This window comes from Pelagibacterium sp. H642, assembly GCF_031202855.1.
Classification (GTDB): Bacteria; Pseudomonadota; Alphaproteobacteria; order Rhizobiales; family Devosiaceae; genus Pelagibacterium.
On sequence record NZ_CP101829.1, the window covers coordinates 1,957,804 to 1,971,637 of the forward strand.

A 13,834-nucleotide genomic window follows, 5' to 3' on the forward strand; every position below is an offset into this window, starting at 1 on the left:
CGGTGTTCTCCTCAGTTGGTTATGCGCCGGCGGGAGAACCTCTGACATTTCTTACGAGGTTAAGTCCCGTAGGTCGCGGTTGGCGTTGCCACTGCCATTGCGAGAGCGGCGAACACGGCGAGGATGCCCACGGAACCGCGTACAGATAAGACGACAATTGGAGCTAAAACCAAGGCGCAGGCAGAGCGCGGCCTGACTTAGATGCGGCTACCTAAACGGATTAGAGACCTAGGCAATTGGGATGGGGCGAGCGCTCCGGATCCGTGATCTCGGGCAGCCCTCTCATAAATTGTTATGGGCGTCGCGATCAAAGGGCCTAGAAGACGGGCCCTTTTGGGCGGCTACGCTAAATCCAAGGAGCGAGAAAATGGCGCCGGCGCGGCAAAATCTTGTTCACGCATTCGTGAAAATGGCCATCTTTAAATTTGAAGGCCACTTCGCCGACGCGTTAATTTGCCGCTCCCGACAGTAAGGCCATCCGAAAAGGTTTTTAAGAATAGATACTTATGTACCCGCGCGGCCGAAAACGAACAGAGTCACGGTCGAGTCACGCCTTGGCTGGTAACACATTCTTAACTTTCGACCAGGTGGTCAAAAGAGATTTACACAGGTTAATTTGGTGTGGGGGAAGAAGAGATGCAACGTCTGGAAGCCTCCTATGAGAGGCGGGTGGAGACATCGGTGGGAGCGGTGAGCTGGCGCATTATCATCATCGCCCAGCGGAACGCGCTTTTTGAGAGCCTCGGCCGGCTGATCGACAATCATCTGGCCAACGCTCAGGTGGATATCGTCGAAGACATGGCTGAGATCGAAGGCAGGGAAGCGCCTGCCGATCTGGTGCTCATCTACGAACGCGATTGCGCCGAAAGCTGGCGCGACCTTACCTATTTGCACCGGATTCTGCCCGACGCGGCGGTTGCCGTACTGGTTGAAAAGCCCGAGGACGGACAAAATCTCGGCGCCTATGGCGATGCACCGCAACTGCAGGGGTGCCTGCCGCTCAATCTGCGGCTGCAAGTGCTGATGGCGGCGATCTCGCTGCTGCTGAGCGGGGGGCAGTTCTTTCCTCGGCCTCAGGGGCACGGGACGCAGGCGAGCCTGCCGCTCGGGCGGGTTGCCGCGGCAAAGCCGCCCGTCCCCTCGGTCGAGGAGGTCAACGTCAACCAGCTCGCGGAACTGACGGCGCGCGAGCGGCAGATTCTTTCCCTGGTCGCCCAAGGGCTGCAGAACAAGCTGATCGCGGATCGCATGAGCCTTTCCGAACACACGGTGAAGGTGCATGTGCACAATCTGATGAGCAAGCTCAACGTGACCAATCGCACCCAGGCGGCCGCGGCCTTCCATGGTCTGCCCTATCGGACGGGGTCGCCCAACCTTGCCGTCACCGGCCGATAGGCGGAGGTCGCTATGGGAGGTCAGACGCAAGCGCTTTTGCTCCTGATCGGCAAGCTGACCTACACCTGGAGCAACACCGAAAGCCTGCTGATCGACGTGATGGCCTATCTGATGCGCGTCGAAAAGGAAGTGGCGATCGTCACCTACCTCACCCTCAATACGACGCGCGCGCGGCTCGACCTGATCGAAAGGCTGGCCAAGCTGGGTGGGGTCAACCCGGCGGACCGCGACGAGATCCTCGCCATGGCGGCGGCCATGAAAGCCATCTCCAAGCTGCGCAACAAATACAGCCACTCAATCTTCTCGTTCAACGAGAGCGGGGACATCGACAGGACCGAATTGCTGCGGATTGCCGATTTCGGATCGAGCGTTCGTTACGGAAAAGCCGAGCCGATCGATGGCCAGGAATTCCAGAAGTTATCGGAAGCAATCGAAAAGCTGGTCGTCACCAATCGGCTGATCCATGTTTTTCTCCAGACGCGCAACACCGCTGCCGCCTGACCAAACCTGTTGTTTAAAGTATTGCAGAGCTCAAGGCGCGCGGCAGAAAAATTCTGTCTTCCTTGAGTGGCAACTCTTTTAATGATCATTTCTGTATAGAAACAATCAGTTTTTCTGCTATTATTGCATCGGTTTGGGGATAACCAACACATGCCTGTCGTCAAGAACAAAAGCATCCGCATAGGGATGCTGGGAACATGTGCCATCCTTGTCGATGGGCAGCTTATCTCGGGCGTTCCTTCATCATTCTACAAGATCGCTGCCTTCCTGCTTTTGTCTGGTCGCCAGGAATCGGTTTCGCGCCAGCGCTTGCGTTCGATCCTGTGGTCCGAGGATGGAGATGCCGAGCGCGCCGCGGCCAATCTTCGCCGGTCGATCGCGCGGATCCGCGAGTTGCAGGCCGGCCTTGGCTTTTCCCTCATCCAATCCAATTTCAATACCGTCTATCTCAACAAAACCGCCAATGTTTCCTGGGACCTGCGGGACTATTTGCGTACCCTTTCGAGCGGGAACCCCATGGGAGAATATCCTGGGGAGCTGCTCGCGGACCTCAAGAACACCGGCCCGGACTTCGAGGACTGGCTGGCCGAACAGCGCGCCATGTTGCGCAGCCGGCATATCGATCGGCTGGCCGAGGAGCTGACGCGCAACGGAACCTCCCCCAGCAACAGAAGCGGGCAGCTCGCGCTGGCCCAGAAGATCCTCACTGTCGATCCGTGCAATGAAGAGGCGTATCGGTTGCTGATGCTCGATGCCGCCGACCACAACAATCTGGCCCGTTTGGAACAGATCTACCAAAAGTGCGAGGCCGAGATGAAGCGCGAGCTTGGAGTGTCGATCTCGTCGGAAACCCGCAAGCTCTATGCCAATCTGGTGAGCGCGCTTACGGGCTGACGATGTCGGGCCGGTGGCCTAAAAGCGAAGCGATCGTTGCGCGCATGGGTTTGGGACGCCACTGCCGATCATAGGGCAGGCCGCGATTATCGGGGTGGCCGCCATCATGGTAGAGCAGCCAGGAATGGGCGTCGCTCAACCCCCAGGTGGAAACCGACTCCACCGACGGAAATTGCAGCACGGTTTCAAGATAGCGGTGCACGGTGTCGGCAACCAGAGAGTCGCGCCGATTGAGCGACATGCGGGTATTGCTCTCGCGCACGTCGAGCTCGGTGACCGCGACCTTGAGGCCCATATCCGTGAGGTCGCGCACCAGGCCGTAGACCCCGTTCTGGTAGATATTGCCCTTGCGCAGGTCGAGATGGGCCTGCAGCCCGACCCCGGTGATCGGGGCGCCGCGATTGCGCAGGCCTTCGACCACCCGCAGCAGGGCGAGGCGCTTGTGCGAATCCTCGGGGTTGGCGTATTCGAGCCCATATTCGTTGAGGAACAGATCGGCCCCGTCCGCGTATCGGGCGGCCGAATGAAAGGCCCAATCGAGGTAGTCCGGGCCGAAGGCGGCAAGGAACTGATTGGCCCTGAGATCGCCGTCGCCCCGGCCTGAGATCGGCTCGTTGACCACGTCCCATTCGCGGACGCGCGAGCGGTATCGGGAGACCACGCGCGCGATGTGGTTATCGACATGCCCCCATTCCCTTGTGTCGGCGATCAGCCTTTCGGCCCAGGCGGGGGTGCCCAGATGCCAGAGCAGGGTGTGTCCGCGCATGGCGAGACCTTGGGATGCGGCAAAGCTCGAGCACGCATCGGCGCCGGCAAAGTTGTAGGTATGGGGCCGGGGAGCCAGCGAATTCCACTTGAGCGACCATTCGGGGGTCACCGAGGAGCATTGCGCGGCGATGATCGAGCGGCTTTGGGAGCCGGGACGGATGACGTTGTCATGCACCGCAGTTCCGAACCGCAATCGACCCCGTGCCGCTTCGACGCTGAGCGGGGTCGAAGCCGATGGCTCCTGGAACGCAAGCGCATTCGTGCCGGTTTGCCCGGATTGATGTGCCTGGTCGGCCATGCCGCAGCCGGAAACGAAAAACGCCGGCAGTACCGCAACCGCAGCCGCCGAAGACAGGAAGCGGCGCCGGCTATAGCGAAAGTGGCGGTGTCGCATAATTCAAATCACCAAGATTCATGCGAGCGCGACGGTGTCAGAGGCCATATGGCCTGACAATTAGATCAATGGGGTTAGCTCCGATTGACGATTGTGTCTTAGACGGCGAATTCGCCAACATTTCCAGCAACTTCACACATGGCATCCTCCAGGAGCCGACGTCGAGGAGACTGGAAATGAACAAACTGGCGATATTTTCCACAGCGCTGATCGTCGCGCTTGGCGCGGCCGCAGCCGCCAAGGCGGAAAACAGTACCCTTGCCATCTCGCTCGCCGGCGAAGCCTTCGATGGGGCGCCGGTTTTCGAAGTGCGCATGGGCGGCATCGTGATCGCCAGCGGCAGGCTGGCCCGCCCGCTCGATACCAAGACCGAGGGACGACTGTATCTGAGCGCCGAGCCGCTCGGCTACCTTGAAAATTTCGAATTCACCATCCCCGAGAACCGCTTCGATCCGTTCGCCGACATCTCGATCTCGCTCACCAATGACCGGTATGTCGATGAGGGGCATGGGCACGACCGTAACCTGTTCATCCGATCGGTCGCGGTCAATGGAGCTATGCGGACCGGCGGCGAGCTGACCGTCATCGCGCATGGGCAGAACGTCGACGTCGCGTTCCAGGCCGGGTTGTTGCCGGTCTACGAACAGGGCCACGCGGTGGTCGCCGCGCCGCCTCTCGAGGGCTGGCCGAGCCAACCGGCGGCCGGGGCCGCGCAAGCGGGCCTGGCTGTACTGCCCGAACATGTCGTCAACGAACTCGCGCAAGCGCTGCGATAGGGGGGCTCATTATGCATAAGCACATCGGCAAAGCGACATTGACCAGGCGAAACAGGGGGAGACCCAGCGTATTGGTGGCGGGCGGCGCGGGCTTTCTGGGGTCGCATCTGTGCGAAGCCCTGCTCGACCGCGGCTACCGCGTGGTGTGCCTGGACAATTTCTATACCGGCCGGGCCAGCAATGTGATCGAGCTCACCCGGTCGGCCCATTTCGAGATCGTCGAGCATGATGTGGTCGATCCGCTGCCGGCCGGTTTGCCGGAGTTCGACGAGATCTACAACCTGGCCTGCCCGGCCTCGCCGCCACATTACCAGGCCGATCCGCTCAAGACGGCGATGACTTGCGCCTGGGGCACGATGAACCTGCTCGAGCGGGCCCGCAAGGACGGCGCGAAGCTGTTTTTGGCCTCGACATCGGAAGTTTACGGCGACCCCGATATCCATCCGCAGCCCGAAAGCTATTTCGGGAACGTCAACATGGTCGGCCCGCGCGCCTGCTATGACGAGGGCAAGCGCTTCGCCGAGACTCTATGCATAGATTATGGCCGCGCCCACGGGGTGCCGGTCAAGATCGTGCGCATCTTCAACACCTACGGGCCGCGCATGCGTGCCGATGACGGAAGGGTGGTGTCGAACTTCATCGTGCAGGCGATCAAGGGAGAACCGATCACCATATATGGGCGCGGAGACCAGACGCGGTCGTTCTGCTATGTGGACGATCTGATCGCCGGGTTTCTCTCCATGATGGAGACCCCCGAAAGCTTCACCGGCCCGGTCAATCTGGGCAATCCGGCCGAAATCACCGTCGCTCATCTGGCGCGCGTGGTGCTGGCGCTGACCGGATCGGAAAGCCAGGTGGTCTACCGTGTTCGGCCGGTCGACGATCCATGCCGGCGGCGCCCCGACATTTCGTTGGCCGGGCGGATGCTGGGCTGGGAACCGGAAACCGAGCTTTTGATCGGACTTGAAAACACCATCGACTACTTTCGCCAAACGGTCGAGCGCCTAGACCCGCTCGACCGCCGCGCGCCGCAACCGGCCGGGTCCGGGATGGTCGCCTGATCGAACGCTTTCCGTCTGCTTGTAAGAACACGGACCCGCTTGGGCGGGGCGGCGAGGCTTTGCCCCGTCGCCGCCTAACGGGAGGATTTCATGACCGGTTTTGAATTCGATTTTTTCGCCCTGTTCTTTGCGAGCGTCCAGATCGCCTATTTCGGCTCGATGCTGGTGATGCTCTACCTTTTCACGCGACCGGTAAACTTCGTCGATGTGCGTGAGGGCTATGGCAAGCCCGATCAGGAGCTTCCCTATATCGTCCTGTTCTACCCGGTCCTGCGCGAACTCGAATCCACGATGCGCACGACGTTTCTGACGCTCGAACGCATCGACTATCCCAAGAGCCGGTTCAAGGTGGTGGCGATCCCCAATGCCGACGATCTGGTGACCGTCGCGAGCCTTAAAAAGCTCAAAGGGGAGTTCCCGTTTCTCGAACTGCTCGAAGTTCCTCCGACCTCGCATCCGAGTTGGCAGGTTGTCTGGGACGGCTGGAACAGGTCACCTCACGCCTATTGGTGGCATCGGGGCGCCCGGGCCAGAACCACCGCGCTGCCGCCCAAGAAAACTCGCCAGCTCGTCTATGCCTTCTACACGATGGCCAAGCGGCTCGATCATCTGGGCGATTTTCTCGTCAACTATATCGACGCCGATAGCTGCCCGCCTGCTGACCATTTCCGCGCTGCGGCGGCGGGGATCGGGCGCTACGACGTGCTGCAGGCGCAAAATATCGCCGGCAATCTCAACGCCAGTCTTGCCGCAAGCTGGCACGCCTTCGACCATATGGCCTGGGACGGGCATATCTATCCCCATCTGTCGGCCAATGGCGCTCACCCCTATTGGGTGCTCGGCAAGGGGCTGTTTTTCAAGGCCTCTGACCTCACCGAACTGGGCGGGTTCAATCCTTGGATCACCATCGAGGATCCGGAAGTGGGCATGCGGTTCTGGGCCCATGGCAGGCGCCTTGGCGTTATCGAGAACCCGCTGATCGAAGAAGTGCCTTCGACTTTTGCCCACGGGATCACACAGCGCAAGCGCTGGGTCGCGGGCTTTTTCCAGAGCCTGGCGCAACCGCTTGTCGAGATGGGGATGAGCCCGTGGCAGCGGTTTCTGGCCCGGCTCAATTTCGTGCCCTGCCTGTCGCTATGGCTCAATTCGGTGGGCTGGCCGCTGGCTGTCTATGTGACGTGGCAATATTTCTCCGGCCATCTGGCGCTGCCGCACTGGATGCTGCTGCTCGGACTTGTCAATGGCGTGCTGTTTCTGGGGCTTCTGGGCGGAGTTTACGCCCGCACCTGGGTCCGGTCGAAACTCGTGCTCAAGAGCCGGCGCGAGCGGGCGCTGTATCTTTTTCGGGTCAATCCGCTCTTCGTTCTGGCCTGGTGGTTCGTCTGGCTGGTGCCGCTATTTATCGGACTGCGCATGTTCCTGCTCGACCAGGGGCTGGTCTGGGAGCGGACCGAAAAGACCGATGCCAATCACTCCCTCATCCGCGCGGTGCTTATCCCTCGCGGCGTTTCCCAGCCCGTTGCGGTTCCTGAAGCCATTCCGGCGCTGCCAAGGGCAGAACACTCTCCATCGCTTCAACCCAAGGTCTATTCCAATGCGTAACCAACATGTGCTGATTACCGGCGGGGCAGGGTTCATCGGCTCGCACCTTGCCGATGTTATGATCGAACGCGGATTTACCGTCACGGTCTTCGACTGCCTTTTGCCTCAGGTTCATGGCGAGATCGAAAAGGACGGCGAGGGCTGGCCGCGTTATCTCAACCCCAAGGCGCGCCGCATCAAGGGCGATGTGCTCGATCAGCGCGCCTTTGCGGCGGCGCTTACCGGCGTGACCCATCTCGTGCATCTGGCCGCCTCGGTGGGGGTGGGCCAGTCCATGACCAATATCGTCGACTATACCCGCAACAACACGCTGGCGGCCGCCAATGTGCTGGAGGTGCTGGCCAAGGGCGGGCACGGCGTCCAGCGGATGGCTGTGGCGTCCTCAATGTCAATCTATGGCGAGGGAGAATATCTGACGCGCGGCGGCAAACCGGCGATCGCAGAAATGCGGCCGCTGGAGCGGCTGCAGCGCGGCGAATGGGAAGTGCAGCAGAACGGGGAAACATTGACCCCGATCGCGACACGGGAAACAAAGCCGCTCCAGCCCGCTTCGATCTATGCCGTCAACAAGCGAGACCATGAGGAGATGTTCCTCTCGGTGGGCCGCGCGATCGGCATCCCAACGGTCGCGCTGCGGCTGTTCAACGCCTATGGCCCCAGGCAGGCGCTGTCCAATCCCTATACGGGTGTCGCGGCGATTTTCGCCTCTCGCCTTCTCAACGACCGCGCGCCGCTGGTTTTCGAAGACGGCATGCAGATGCGCGATTTCGTGCATGTGAGGGACGTGGCCGAGGCGTTCGCCACCGTGATGACTTCGCAATCGGATGTGTGGGATGCCTTCAATGTGGGGAGCGGGGCCGCCGTTTCGGTCAATACCATCGCCCATACGCTGGCGCGGCTCCTTCGCAAGAACATCGCCCCCCATGTCCTCGGCAAGTACCGGGTCGGCGATGTCCGGCATTGCTATGCCGATATCGGCAAGATCGCGAAAACCTTTGGCTTTCGTCCCCGGCGCGATTTCGACGGCGGCATGGAGGAACTGGTGGGCTGGGTCGCCGCGCAATCGGTGCCTACCGATGGGGCGGAACGCAGCCTTGGCGAACTCGAACGGAGCAAGATGGTGGTCTAGAACCGCAAAACCGTATCCATCCCCGACCGAGCCCTTTTGCTGGAAACGCCCTGGCTTCAGATGGCGATCTGCGAGGGGGCGAGCAGGGTGTCGATGCTGAGAGCGGTCATGGGCGGTGCGTAATAGTGCCCCTGAAACCGCGCGGTGCCGAACTTGGTAAAGACGTCATGCTGGAACGAGGTTTCGACGTTCTTGGCGGCCAGCACCAGTCCCATGGTGCGCACCTGGCTTGCCGCGCCCCATAGCCGGGCCTGGGTGGTCAGATCCTCCCCCGAGCCTATGGCAAGGGCGGGAAGCTTGATGCAATCGAGGGGAGACTGGGCCAGGGCCGCCCAGTCAAAGCCGAGGATTTGCTCGGGCGTTTCGAAATCGGCGTCGAAGGTCAGTTCGATGCCGAGGGCACGGAGCGCGGACAGCGTGGCGGCGATCTCGGGATCCTCGACGGCTTGTCGCGAGATTTCGAATTGCAGCCGGTGAGGCGATATGCCGGCGCGTTCGAGCCGCGCCTTGAGATCGTCGACAAATCCGGTGGCATGGAGCTGATGGCGCGAAATGTTGACCGAGAGCCAGCCGATACTGGATTGGCTCAGCCTTGTGATCACCACATCGAGTATCCATTGGCCGAGGGTTTGCATCAAATCCTCGGCTTCGGCCACTTCGATCAAAAGGCGGGTGTCGAGCCGACCGTGAACGGGATGGTTCCAGCGCAGCAAGGCTTCGGCGCCTATGATTTCCGTGCCATTGCTTCCAAAGATCGGCTGATAGACAAGGCTGAGCTGGTTGCCCTGTGCAATGGCGCCGCCAAGCTCGATGGCGAGGCGGGCGCGGATGCCGAGCCGGTCGTCCAATTGCTCGGAATAGGTGACGTGGCACTCCCCGCCGAGCCTTTGGGCCTCGTAGCGCGCGATCTCCGCGCGGCGCAGGAGCGTGCCGGCATCCCCGCTTCCAGAACGGTGGACTGCAATTCCGATGCTGAGCGAAATCTTGACGTGCTCGGCGGCGATGGGAACCAGCGCGGTAAAGGCCGTGATCAGCCGCCGCGCAACCGCCACGTCGTCGGCATGGCCGGGCCGATTGCGCATCACGAAGGTGATTGCGCCATCGCCGACAAAGAGGGGATCGTCGGCTCTGATCAGGGTTCTGAGGCGGGCCACCACTTCTGTGCTGACGGCTTGCACCACATGGCTGCCGAGGTCGCGTTCGATATCGCCGAGCCCATCGATGGCGATCGAAAGCACCGACACCTCGGAAGCAGGCGCGACGGCAAGCTCACGGTCGAGCGCACGTTCGAGATCAGTCGTGGACGAGGAGAGTTCGCGGAACCGGGGAGCCGGCGTCCGCTCGTCGTCGATCTTCTCGGCATGCGCGCCACCCTGGGCTGCACCGAGGCGCGCAACGGCGATTGCCGCGAGCAGTCCGCCGGCCACGGCAAGGACGGCAATGGCGAGCGGACCCAGACCGGCCAGCATAGCACCAGCCATCGCCGCCACAGCGACAGCCACGCCCACCGTCCAGGGGACGCGTCGCGGTGGCGTGTTGCGAGCCGCTGATCGGGATGCCTTTGGACCGGTCATATCACCCTCAATTCAGCCTAGGGTGATCATCCAAGCGCCCAGTTTGCAACACTCCTCAACAAGCACAGTGAATCTGATGCAAATGTTTTGGGGCTCTAAGCCACTCTGTTCCAGCGTTTTGGGTCGGGTGAGGAGATGGCGGTGAGGGTGTGGCCGGTCTGGTTGAAGGGCAGGATCTGGGCCGTGAGATTGTCGAGGACATAGTCGCCGACGGTGGTGCGCACGATCAGCACCGCATGGCCCTCGCCCTGGGCGGTGAGCCCGATGGCCAGGCGCAGGGCGCCGGCGGGGACGCCCCGGGCGATGAGCTCGGCACGCTTGTTCATGGCGTAATCCTTGCAATCGCCAGTTTGGGCACCGAGCTCCCAGACCTGGGTTGAGCGCATCCGGGGGCGGATGGCGGCATTGACCTCGTAATTGACCGAGGCGAGCAGGTTCATCAGCCTTTGGTCCATCTTTAGGGCGGTGGCGGGCGCAGCGGCGCAATGAGTAGGCTCGCGCAGACAGAAGATTTGCAGACCGAGGGGGGCAGGCGTGGCCGAGGATGTGACGATCTGCGTTGCCGGGACGAGTCCGGCATGGTCGGCAGGGTGAAGTGTCTGGGCCTCGGCGGAGAGGCCGGCAAGGGCGGCGGCCAGCGCCAGGGCGGTGGTTAGAGCCCATGAGGGGGTACGCATCGTCCGTGTCTCCAACTGGGAGCGGATAGTTTGGCCGCGCCGGCGTGAATCGGCTTGCCGTCATCTTGCAGGGTAATCGGAAACAATTTGCTGCCCATCGGGGGAACACCATATCGATCCCGCTATGTCGGCGGCGCTTGACCCCGGATGGGTGATCCGGGCATGGTTCTTGTGGGTGGTTTGGGCGCTGCAGAATGTCTTCTGTTGTCAATGGGATGATGCTGACCGTGGTGGCCCTGCTGCTGGGAGCGGGCGGGGTGTATCTCACGGCGCGTGAACTTGCGCCTTTCCGGTTTTCGTTCGCGCCGAGCGCCCAAATCCTGGCCCGACTCGCCGAGGACGCACCACCGGTTCCGCCCTCGGTGTTCGGCGCCAATGTCTCGCTGCGTATTTGCGAAGAGGCCATGGGCGGGCTGGGTTTCCGGCTTTCGCCCAGCGCGAGAATTGCCGCCATCGCCAGCCATTGCCTGGAGGCGGCGCGGGAGGCGACCGGCGCCACGCCGAGCCTTTCCTATGGACATCTTGTGGAGGCGATGGCGCTTTTTGCGCTGGGGCGGAGCAATGAGGCCGACGCAGCGCTGGGGCGTTCGCAAAGGGTGGGCGCCAATGCACAATGGATCGCCGAACGGCGCGTGGCGCTGGCCGAGGACCATTATGAGATCCTTGGGGCTTATGGCCAGACGGGACACCTGACCGACCTGGCGCTTCTGGCGCGATCGGAACGCGGCATCGGTGCCATCGCTGCGCGCTATGTGTCGAACCTCGAGTTTCGCGAACGGGTGACAGCGGTTGTCGAAACGCTGCCCGAGGATATCCAGGAGCGGTTCGTCTCTCTGGTGCGCTCTCAAGCGCCGGAGGCGAGGCGCTAGATGTCGATCGATCTGGCAGGCTTGGAAATGACCCGCGTGGCCTCGGGGGTGAGCCACAGGAGGGAGGGGCGGCGGCTTAACCGGGCGGCGGCGGTTGTGTTGGTCGTCTTCCTGTTTGTTCTTCCCATTCCGCTGGGCGCGAACCGTCCCGCGTTCTGGGCTATCAACGCGGTTGCGGTGGGCGGTGCGGGAGCGCTTTACGGCATTGCGATCATGGTGCGGCGCCAAAGCTTCCGCGTGCCGCTTGGAGCGGTGGCGGGAATTGCCGTTTTGTGGCTGGCGTTTTGCGCATTTGCGGCGTTTCAGATGCTACTGCCCATCAAAACCGATTTTGCCGGGCCCAATGGGAGCGTGACCGCACCGGTGCTCTCGCTCGCGCCGGGCGCAAGTCTTTTTGGGCTCGTCCAGTTCGCCACCCTGGGAGTGTTTTTCTTTCTCGTTTTGCAGGTCGGCGCCAATCGGGGGCGGGCGCAGACAATCGCCTGGGCACTGTTCGCGGTGATCGTGGCGCATGCCATCTATGGGCTTCTGGCGCTGACCCAGTTCGGCGATACGGTGCTGATCTTTGAGAAATGGGCTTATCCGGGTTCGGCGACCGGCACCTTCGTCAACCGCAACGCCTATGCCACATTTCTCGCCTTCGGGCTGGTCGTGGGCACAGGGCTGGCCGGGCAGGCTATCGCGCGGACTCGCCCGCGGTTGACGGCCAGTGTGATGGTGTCCCTGACCGGTTTGGCGGTTCTCGTTGCAGCGCTCTATCTCACCCAATCGCGCATGGGAGTGGCGGCGGGGCTGGCCGGAAGCCTGATCGTTCTTTGTGGTTTCGCGATCAAGATGGGGCGGACGCATCCGGGCATGCCGGTGTGGACGGTGCTTTTGGCGTTGGCCGTCGTGGGGTTGGGAGCGGTGCTGTTTGGATCCGGGTGGGCCGAGCGCCTTCGGAGTGTCGAGCGGGATTTCGATGTCCGGGCGGCGCTTTACGCGCAGGTGGGCGAGATGATCGCCGCCCGCCCATTTCTCGGTTTCGGCGGCGGAAGCTTCGAGGTGGCCTTTCCGCTGTTTCATCGGGTTCCTGTCAGTCCGGACCTTGTGTGGGACAAGGCGCATTCGACCTATCTGGCGCTCTGGGCCGACTATGGGGTCATCGCGGGTTCCATTCCGCTGTTTGTGGTGGGGATGATCGCATTAAGATGTGCCGTGCTCTTTCACGCTCGTCAAAGCGACTGGCTGCTGCCGCTGGTGGCGCTTGGGGTGACGGCAATGGCGGGGCTGCACTCGCTGGTCGATTTCTCGCTTGAAATACAAGCCAATGCCTTGTTTTTCGCGGCATTCCTGGCCCTGGGGCTGGCGGGTTCGGGCCAGGGTGGGCGCAGCCGATGAAGCGGTTGTTTTCGCGCCTTTTCGCTTCCGGTGAAGCGCCCCGAACCGGCGCGCCCCGGCTGTCGAGCAGCGATTTTCCCCGCGTGCTCTATGCGATCGGCGACGTGCACGGCCGGCTCGATCTTCTCTTGGCGCTTGAAGATGCGATCATTGAGAATGCCGGGGGCGCCGATCAGGACCTTTGGGTGGTGCTGCTGGGGGATCTGGTCGATCGCGGGCCGGCCTCGGCGCAGGTTATCGAGCATGTGATGGCGCCGCCAAAAGCGGGATTTCGGCGCTTCTGCCTCTCGGGCAATCATGAGGAAGCCATGCTTGCCGCCTTCGAAGGTCCGGAAGGGTTCGAATGGTGGTGCCGCTATGGCGGGCTGGAGACGCTGGCGTCCTATGGCGTGAGCCCATTCCGGCTCGACCCGAGGGCGCGCAATTGGGAGGCCAACAGGGCGGTGCTGGAGGCGCATGTGCCGCAGGCGCATCGGGATTTTCTGGCCAACCTGCCGGTTGCCATGCAGGTCCCCGGCTATGTGTTGGTTCACGGCGGGCTGGAACCCGGTTTGGGGATGGACGAACAGTCCGACACCGATCTGCGATGGTTCCGCTATCCGTCCGGCCCGCTGGCGCCGGGGCCGGAGGGATGCGTGGTGCATGGGCACACGATTATGGAACAGGCTCTGGTTTCAGAGGCGCGCATCGCCATCGACACGGGGGCTTTCATGACCGGGCGGCTGACGGCGGTGCGGCTGAGCCAGGACCAGGCGCCGAGACTTATCGAACAATCGGCGCCGAGCCGGTGTGGCTAGCGGCAGATCTGGGGGGA

Annotated in this window: 13 protein-coding genes; 10 read left to right on the top strand and 3 right to left on the bottom strand. The window is 62.2% G+C overall.

Going from position 1 to position 13,834, the window contains the following annotated elements; genetic code table 11:
• The first annotated feature begins 636 nt into the window (after positions 1-636).
• From NO934_RS09610 to NO934_RS09620, 3 genes are all read left to right on the top strand, one after another.
• Entirely contained in the window at positions 637-1,395 is a 759-nt protein-coding gene (locus NO934_RS09610) for a response regulator transcription factor (protein ID WP_309159740.1), read from the top strand.
• A 12-nt stretch (positions 1,396-1,407) separates the two neighbouring features.
• Positions 1,408-1,896 carry a hypothetical protein gene (locus tag NO934_RS09615; RefSeq protein ID WP_309159741.1) on the top strand — a complete coding sequence of 163 codons (489 nt, stop codon included), beginning with the start codon at positions 1,408-1,410 and terminating at the stop codon, positions 1,894-1,896.
• 150 nt (positions 1,897-2,046) lie between these two features.
• Positions 2,047-2,790: a BTAD domain-containing putative transcriptional regulator gene (locus tag NO934_RS09620; protein WP_309159742.1), complete on the top strand. Its 744-nt coding sequence runs from the start codon at positions 2,047-2,049 to the stop codon at positions 2,788-2,790.
• On the opposite strand, the gene NO934_RS09625 is transcribed toward NO934_RS09620, so the two are convergent.
• Positions 2,780-3,952 carry an endo-1,4-beta-xylanase gene (locus NO934_RS09625; RefSeq protein WP_309159743.1) on the bottom strand — a complete coding sequence of 391 codons (1,173 nt, stop codon included), beginning with the start codon at positions 3,950-3,952 and terminating at the stop codon, positions 2,780-2,782. The genes NO934_RS09620 and NO934_RS09625 overlap by 11 nt on opposite strands.
• A gap of 176 nt (positions 3,953-4,128) precedes the next feature.
• On the opposite strand from NO934_RS09625, the gene NO934_RS09630 reads away from it, so the two are divergent.
• The 4 genes from NO934_RS09630 to NO934_RS09645 all read left to right on the top strand — a co-directional run bounded on the left by NO934_RS09630 (position 4,129) and on the right by NO934_RS09645 (position 8,520).
• Complete coding sequence (locus NO934_RS09630; protein WP_309159744.1) at positions 4,129-4,728, top strand: carbohydrate-binding domain-containing protein; 600 nt, start codon at positions 4,129-4,131, stop codon at positions 4,726-4,728.
• 11 nt (positions 4,729-4,739) lie between these two features.
• Positions 4,740-5,789, top strand: coding sequence for an SDR family oxidoreductase (locus tag NO934_RS09635; protein WP_309159745.1), 1,050 nt, complete (start codon positions 4,740-4,742; stop codon positions 5,787-5,789).
• Between the two features lie 90 nt (positions 5,790-5,879).
• Positions 5,880-7,391 carry a glycosyltransferase family 2 protein gene (locus NO934_RS09640; RefSeq protein ID WP_309159746.1) on the top strand — a complete coding sequence of 504 codons (1,512 nt, stop codon included), beginning with the start codon at positions 5,880-5,882 and terminating at the stop codon, positions 7,389-7,391.
• Complete coding sequence (locus NO934_RS09645) at positions 7,384-8,520, top strand: NAD-dependent epimerase/dehydratase family protein (protein ID WP_309159747.1); 1,137 nt, start codon at positions 7,384-7,386, stop codon at positions 8,518-8,520. Before NO934_RS09640 ends, NO934_RS09645 begins: the two co-directional genes overlap by 8 nt.
• Positions 8,521-8,576: 56 nt before the next feature.
• On the opposite strand, the gene NO934_RS09650 is transcribed toward NO934_RS09645, so the two are convergent.
• Together NO934_RS09650 and NO934_RS09655 are read right to left on the bottom strand one after the other, a co-directional pair.
• Positions 8,577-10,022: an EAL domain-containing protein gene (locus NO934_RS09650; protein ID WP_309159748.1), complete on the bottom strand. Its 1,446-nt coding sequence runs from the start codon at positions 10,020-10,022 to the stop codon at positions 8,577-8,579.
• A 167-nt stretch (positions 10,023-10,189) separates the two neighbouring features.
• Positions 10,190-10,771 (bottom strand): transglutaminase-like cysteine peptidase, encoded by a 582-nt coding sequence (locus NO934_RS09655; RefSeq protein WP_309159749.1) that lies wholly within the window; start codon positions 10,769-10,771, stop codon positions 10,190-10,192.
• Between the two features lie 194 nt (positions 10,772-10,965).
• On the opposite strand from NO934_RS09655, the gene NO934_RS09660 reads away from it, so the two are divergent.
• From NO934_RS09660 to NO934_RS09670, 3 genes are read left to right on the top strand one after another with little or no spacing between them, the layout of a single operon-like run.
• The gene (locus NO934_RS09660) at positions 10,966-11,640 is read left to right on the top strand and encodes a hypothetical protein (protein ID WP_309159750.1); all 675 of its coding nucleotides are present in this window, start codon (positions 10,966-10,968) and stop codon (positions 11,638-11,640) included.
• Positions 11,641-13,020: an O-antigen ligase family protein gene (locus tag NO934_RS09665; RefSeq protein ID WP_309159751.1), complete on the top strand. Its 1,380-nt coding sequence runs from the start codon at positions 11,641-11,643 to the stop codon at positions 13,018-13,020. It begins immediately after the preceding gene.
• Positions 13,017-13,817, top strand: a complete 801-nt coding sequence (locus NO934_RS09670; RefSeq protein WP_309159752.1) for a metallophosphoesterase — start codon at positions 13,017-13,019, stop codon at positions 13,815-13,817. The genes NO934_RS09665 and NO934_RS09670 overlap by 4 nt, the downstream gene beginning before the upstream one ends.
• Positions 13,818-13,834: the final 17 nt, after the last annotated feature.

Bases quoted from the DNA above. Each gene is read 5' to 3' on its own strand.
- NO934_RS09610 (WP_309159740.1), top strand. From the start codon at position 637: ATGCAACGTCTGGAAGCCTCCTATGAGAGGCGGGTGGAGACATCGGTG.
- NO934_RS09615 (WP_309159741.1), top strand. From the start codon at position 1,408: ATGGGAGGTCAGACGCAAGCGCTTTTGCTCCTGATCGGCAAGCTGACC.
- NO934_RS09620 (WP_309159742.1), top strand. From the start codon at position 2,047: ATGCCTGTCGTCAAGAACAAAAGCATCCGCATAGGGATGCTGGGAACA.
- NO934_RS09625 (WP_309159743.1), bottom strand. From the start codon at position 3,952: ATGCGACACCGCCACTTTCGCTATAGCCGGCGCCGCTTCCTGTCTTCG.
- NO934_RS09630 (WP_309159744.1), top strand. From the start codon at position 4,129: ATGAACAAACTGGCGATATTTTCCACAGCGCTGATCGTCGCGCTTGGC.
- NO934_RS09635 (WP_309159745.1), top strand. From the start codon at position 4,740: ATGCATAAGCACATCGGCAAAGCGACATTGACCAGGCGAAACAGGGGG.
- NO934_RS09640 (WP_309159746.1), top strand. From the start codon at position 5,880: ATGACCGGTTTTGAATTCGATTTTTTCGCCCTGTTCTTTGCGAGCGTC.
- NO934_RS09645 (WP_309159747.1), top strand. From the start codon at position 7,384: ATGCGTAACCAACATGTGCTGATTACCGGCGGGGCAGGGTTCATCGGC.
- NO934_RS09655 (WP_309159749.1), bottom strand. From the start codon at position 10,771: ATGCGTACCCCCTCATGGGCTCTAACCACCGCCCTGGCGCTGGCCGCC.
- NO934_RS09660 (WP_309159750.1), top strand. From the start codon at position 10,966: ATGTCTTCTGTTGTCAATGGGATGATGCTGACCGTGGTGGCCCTGCTG.
- NO934_RS09665 (WP_309159751.1), top strand. From the start codon at position 11,641: ATGTCGATCGATCTGGCAGGCTTGGAAATGACCCGCGTGGCCTCGGGG.
- NO934_RS09670 (WP_309159752.1), top strand. From the start codon at position 13,017: ATGAAGCGGTTGTTTTCGCGCCTTTTCGCTTCCGGTGAAGCGCCCCGA.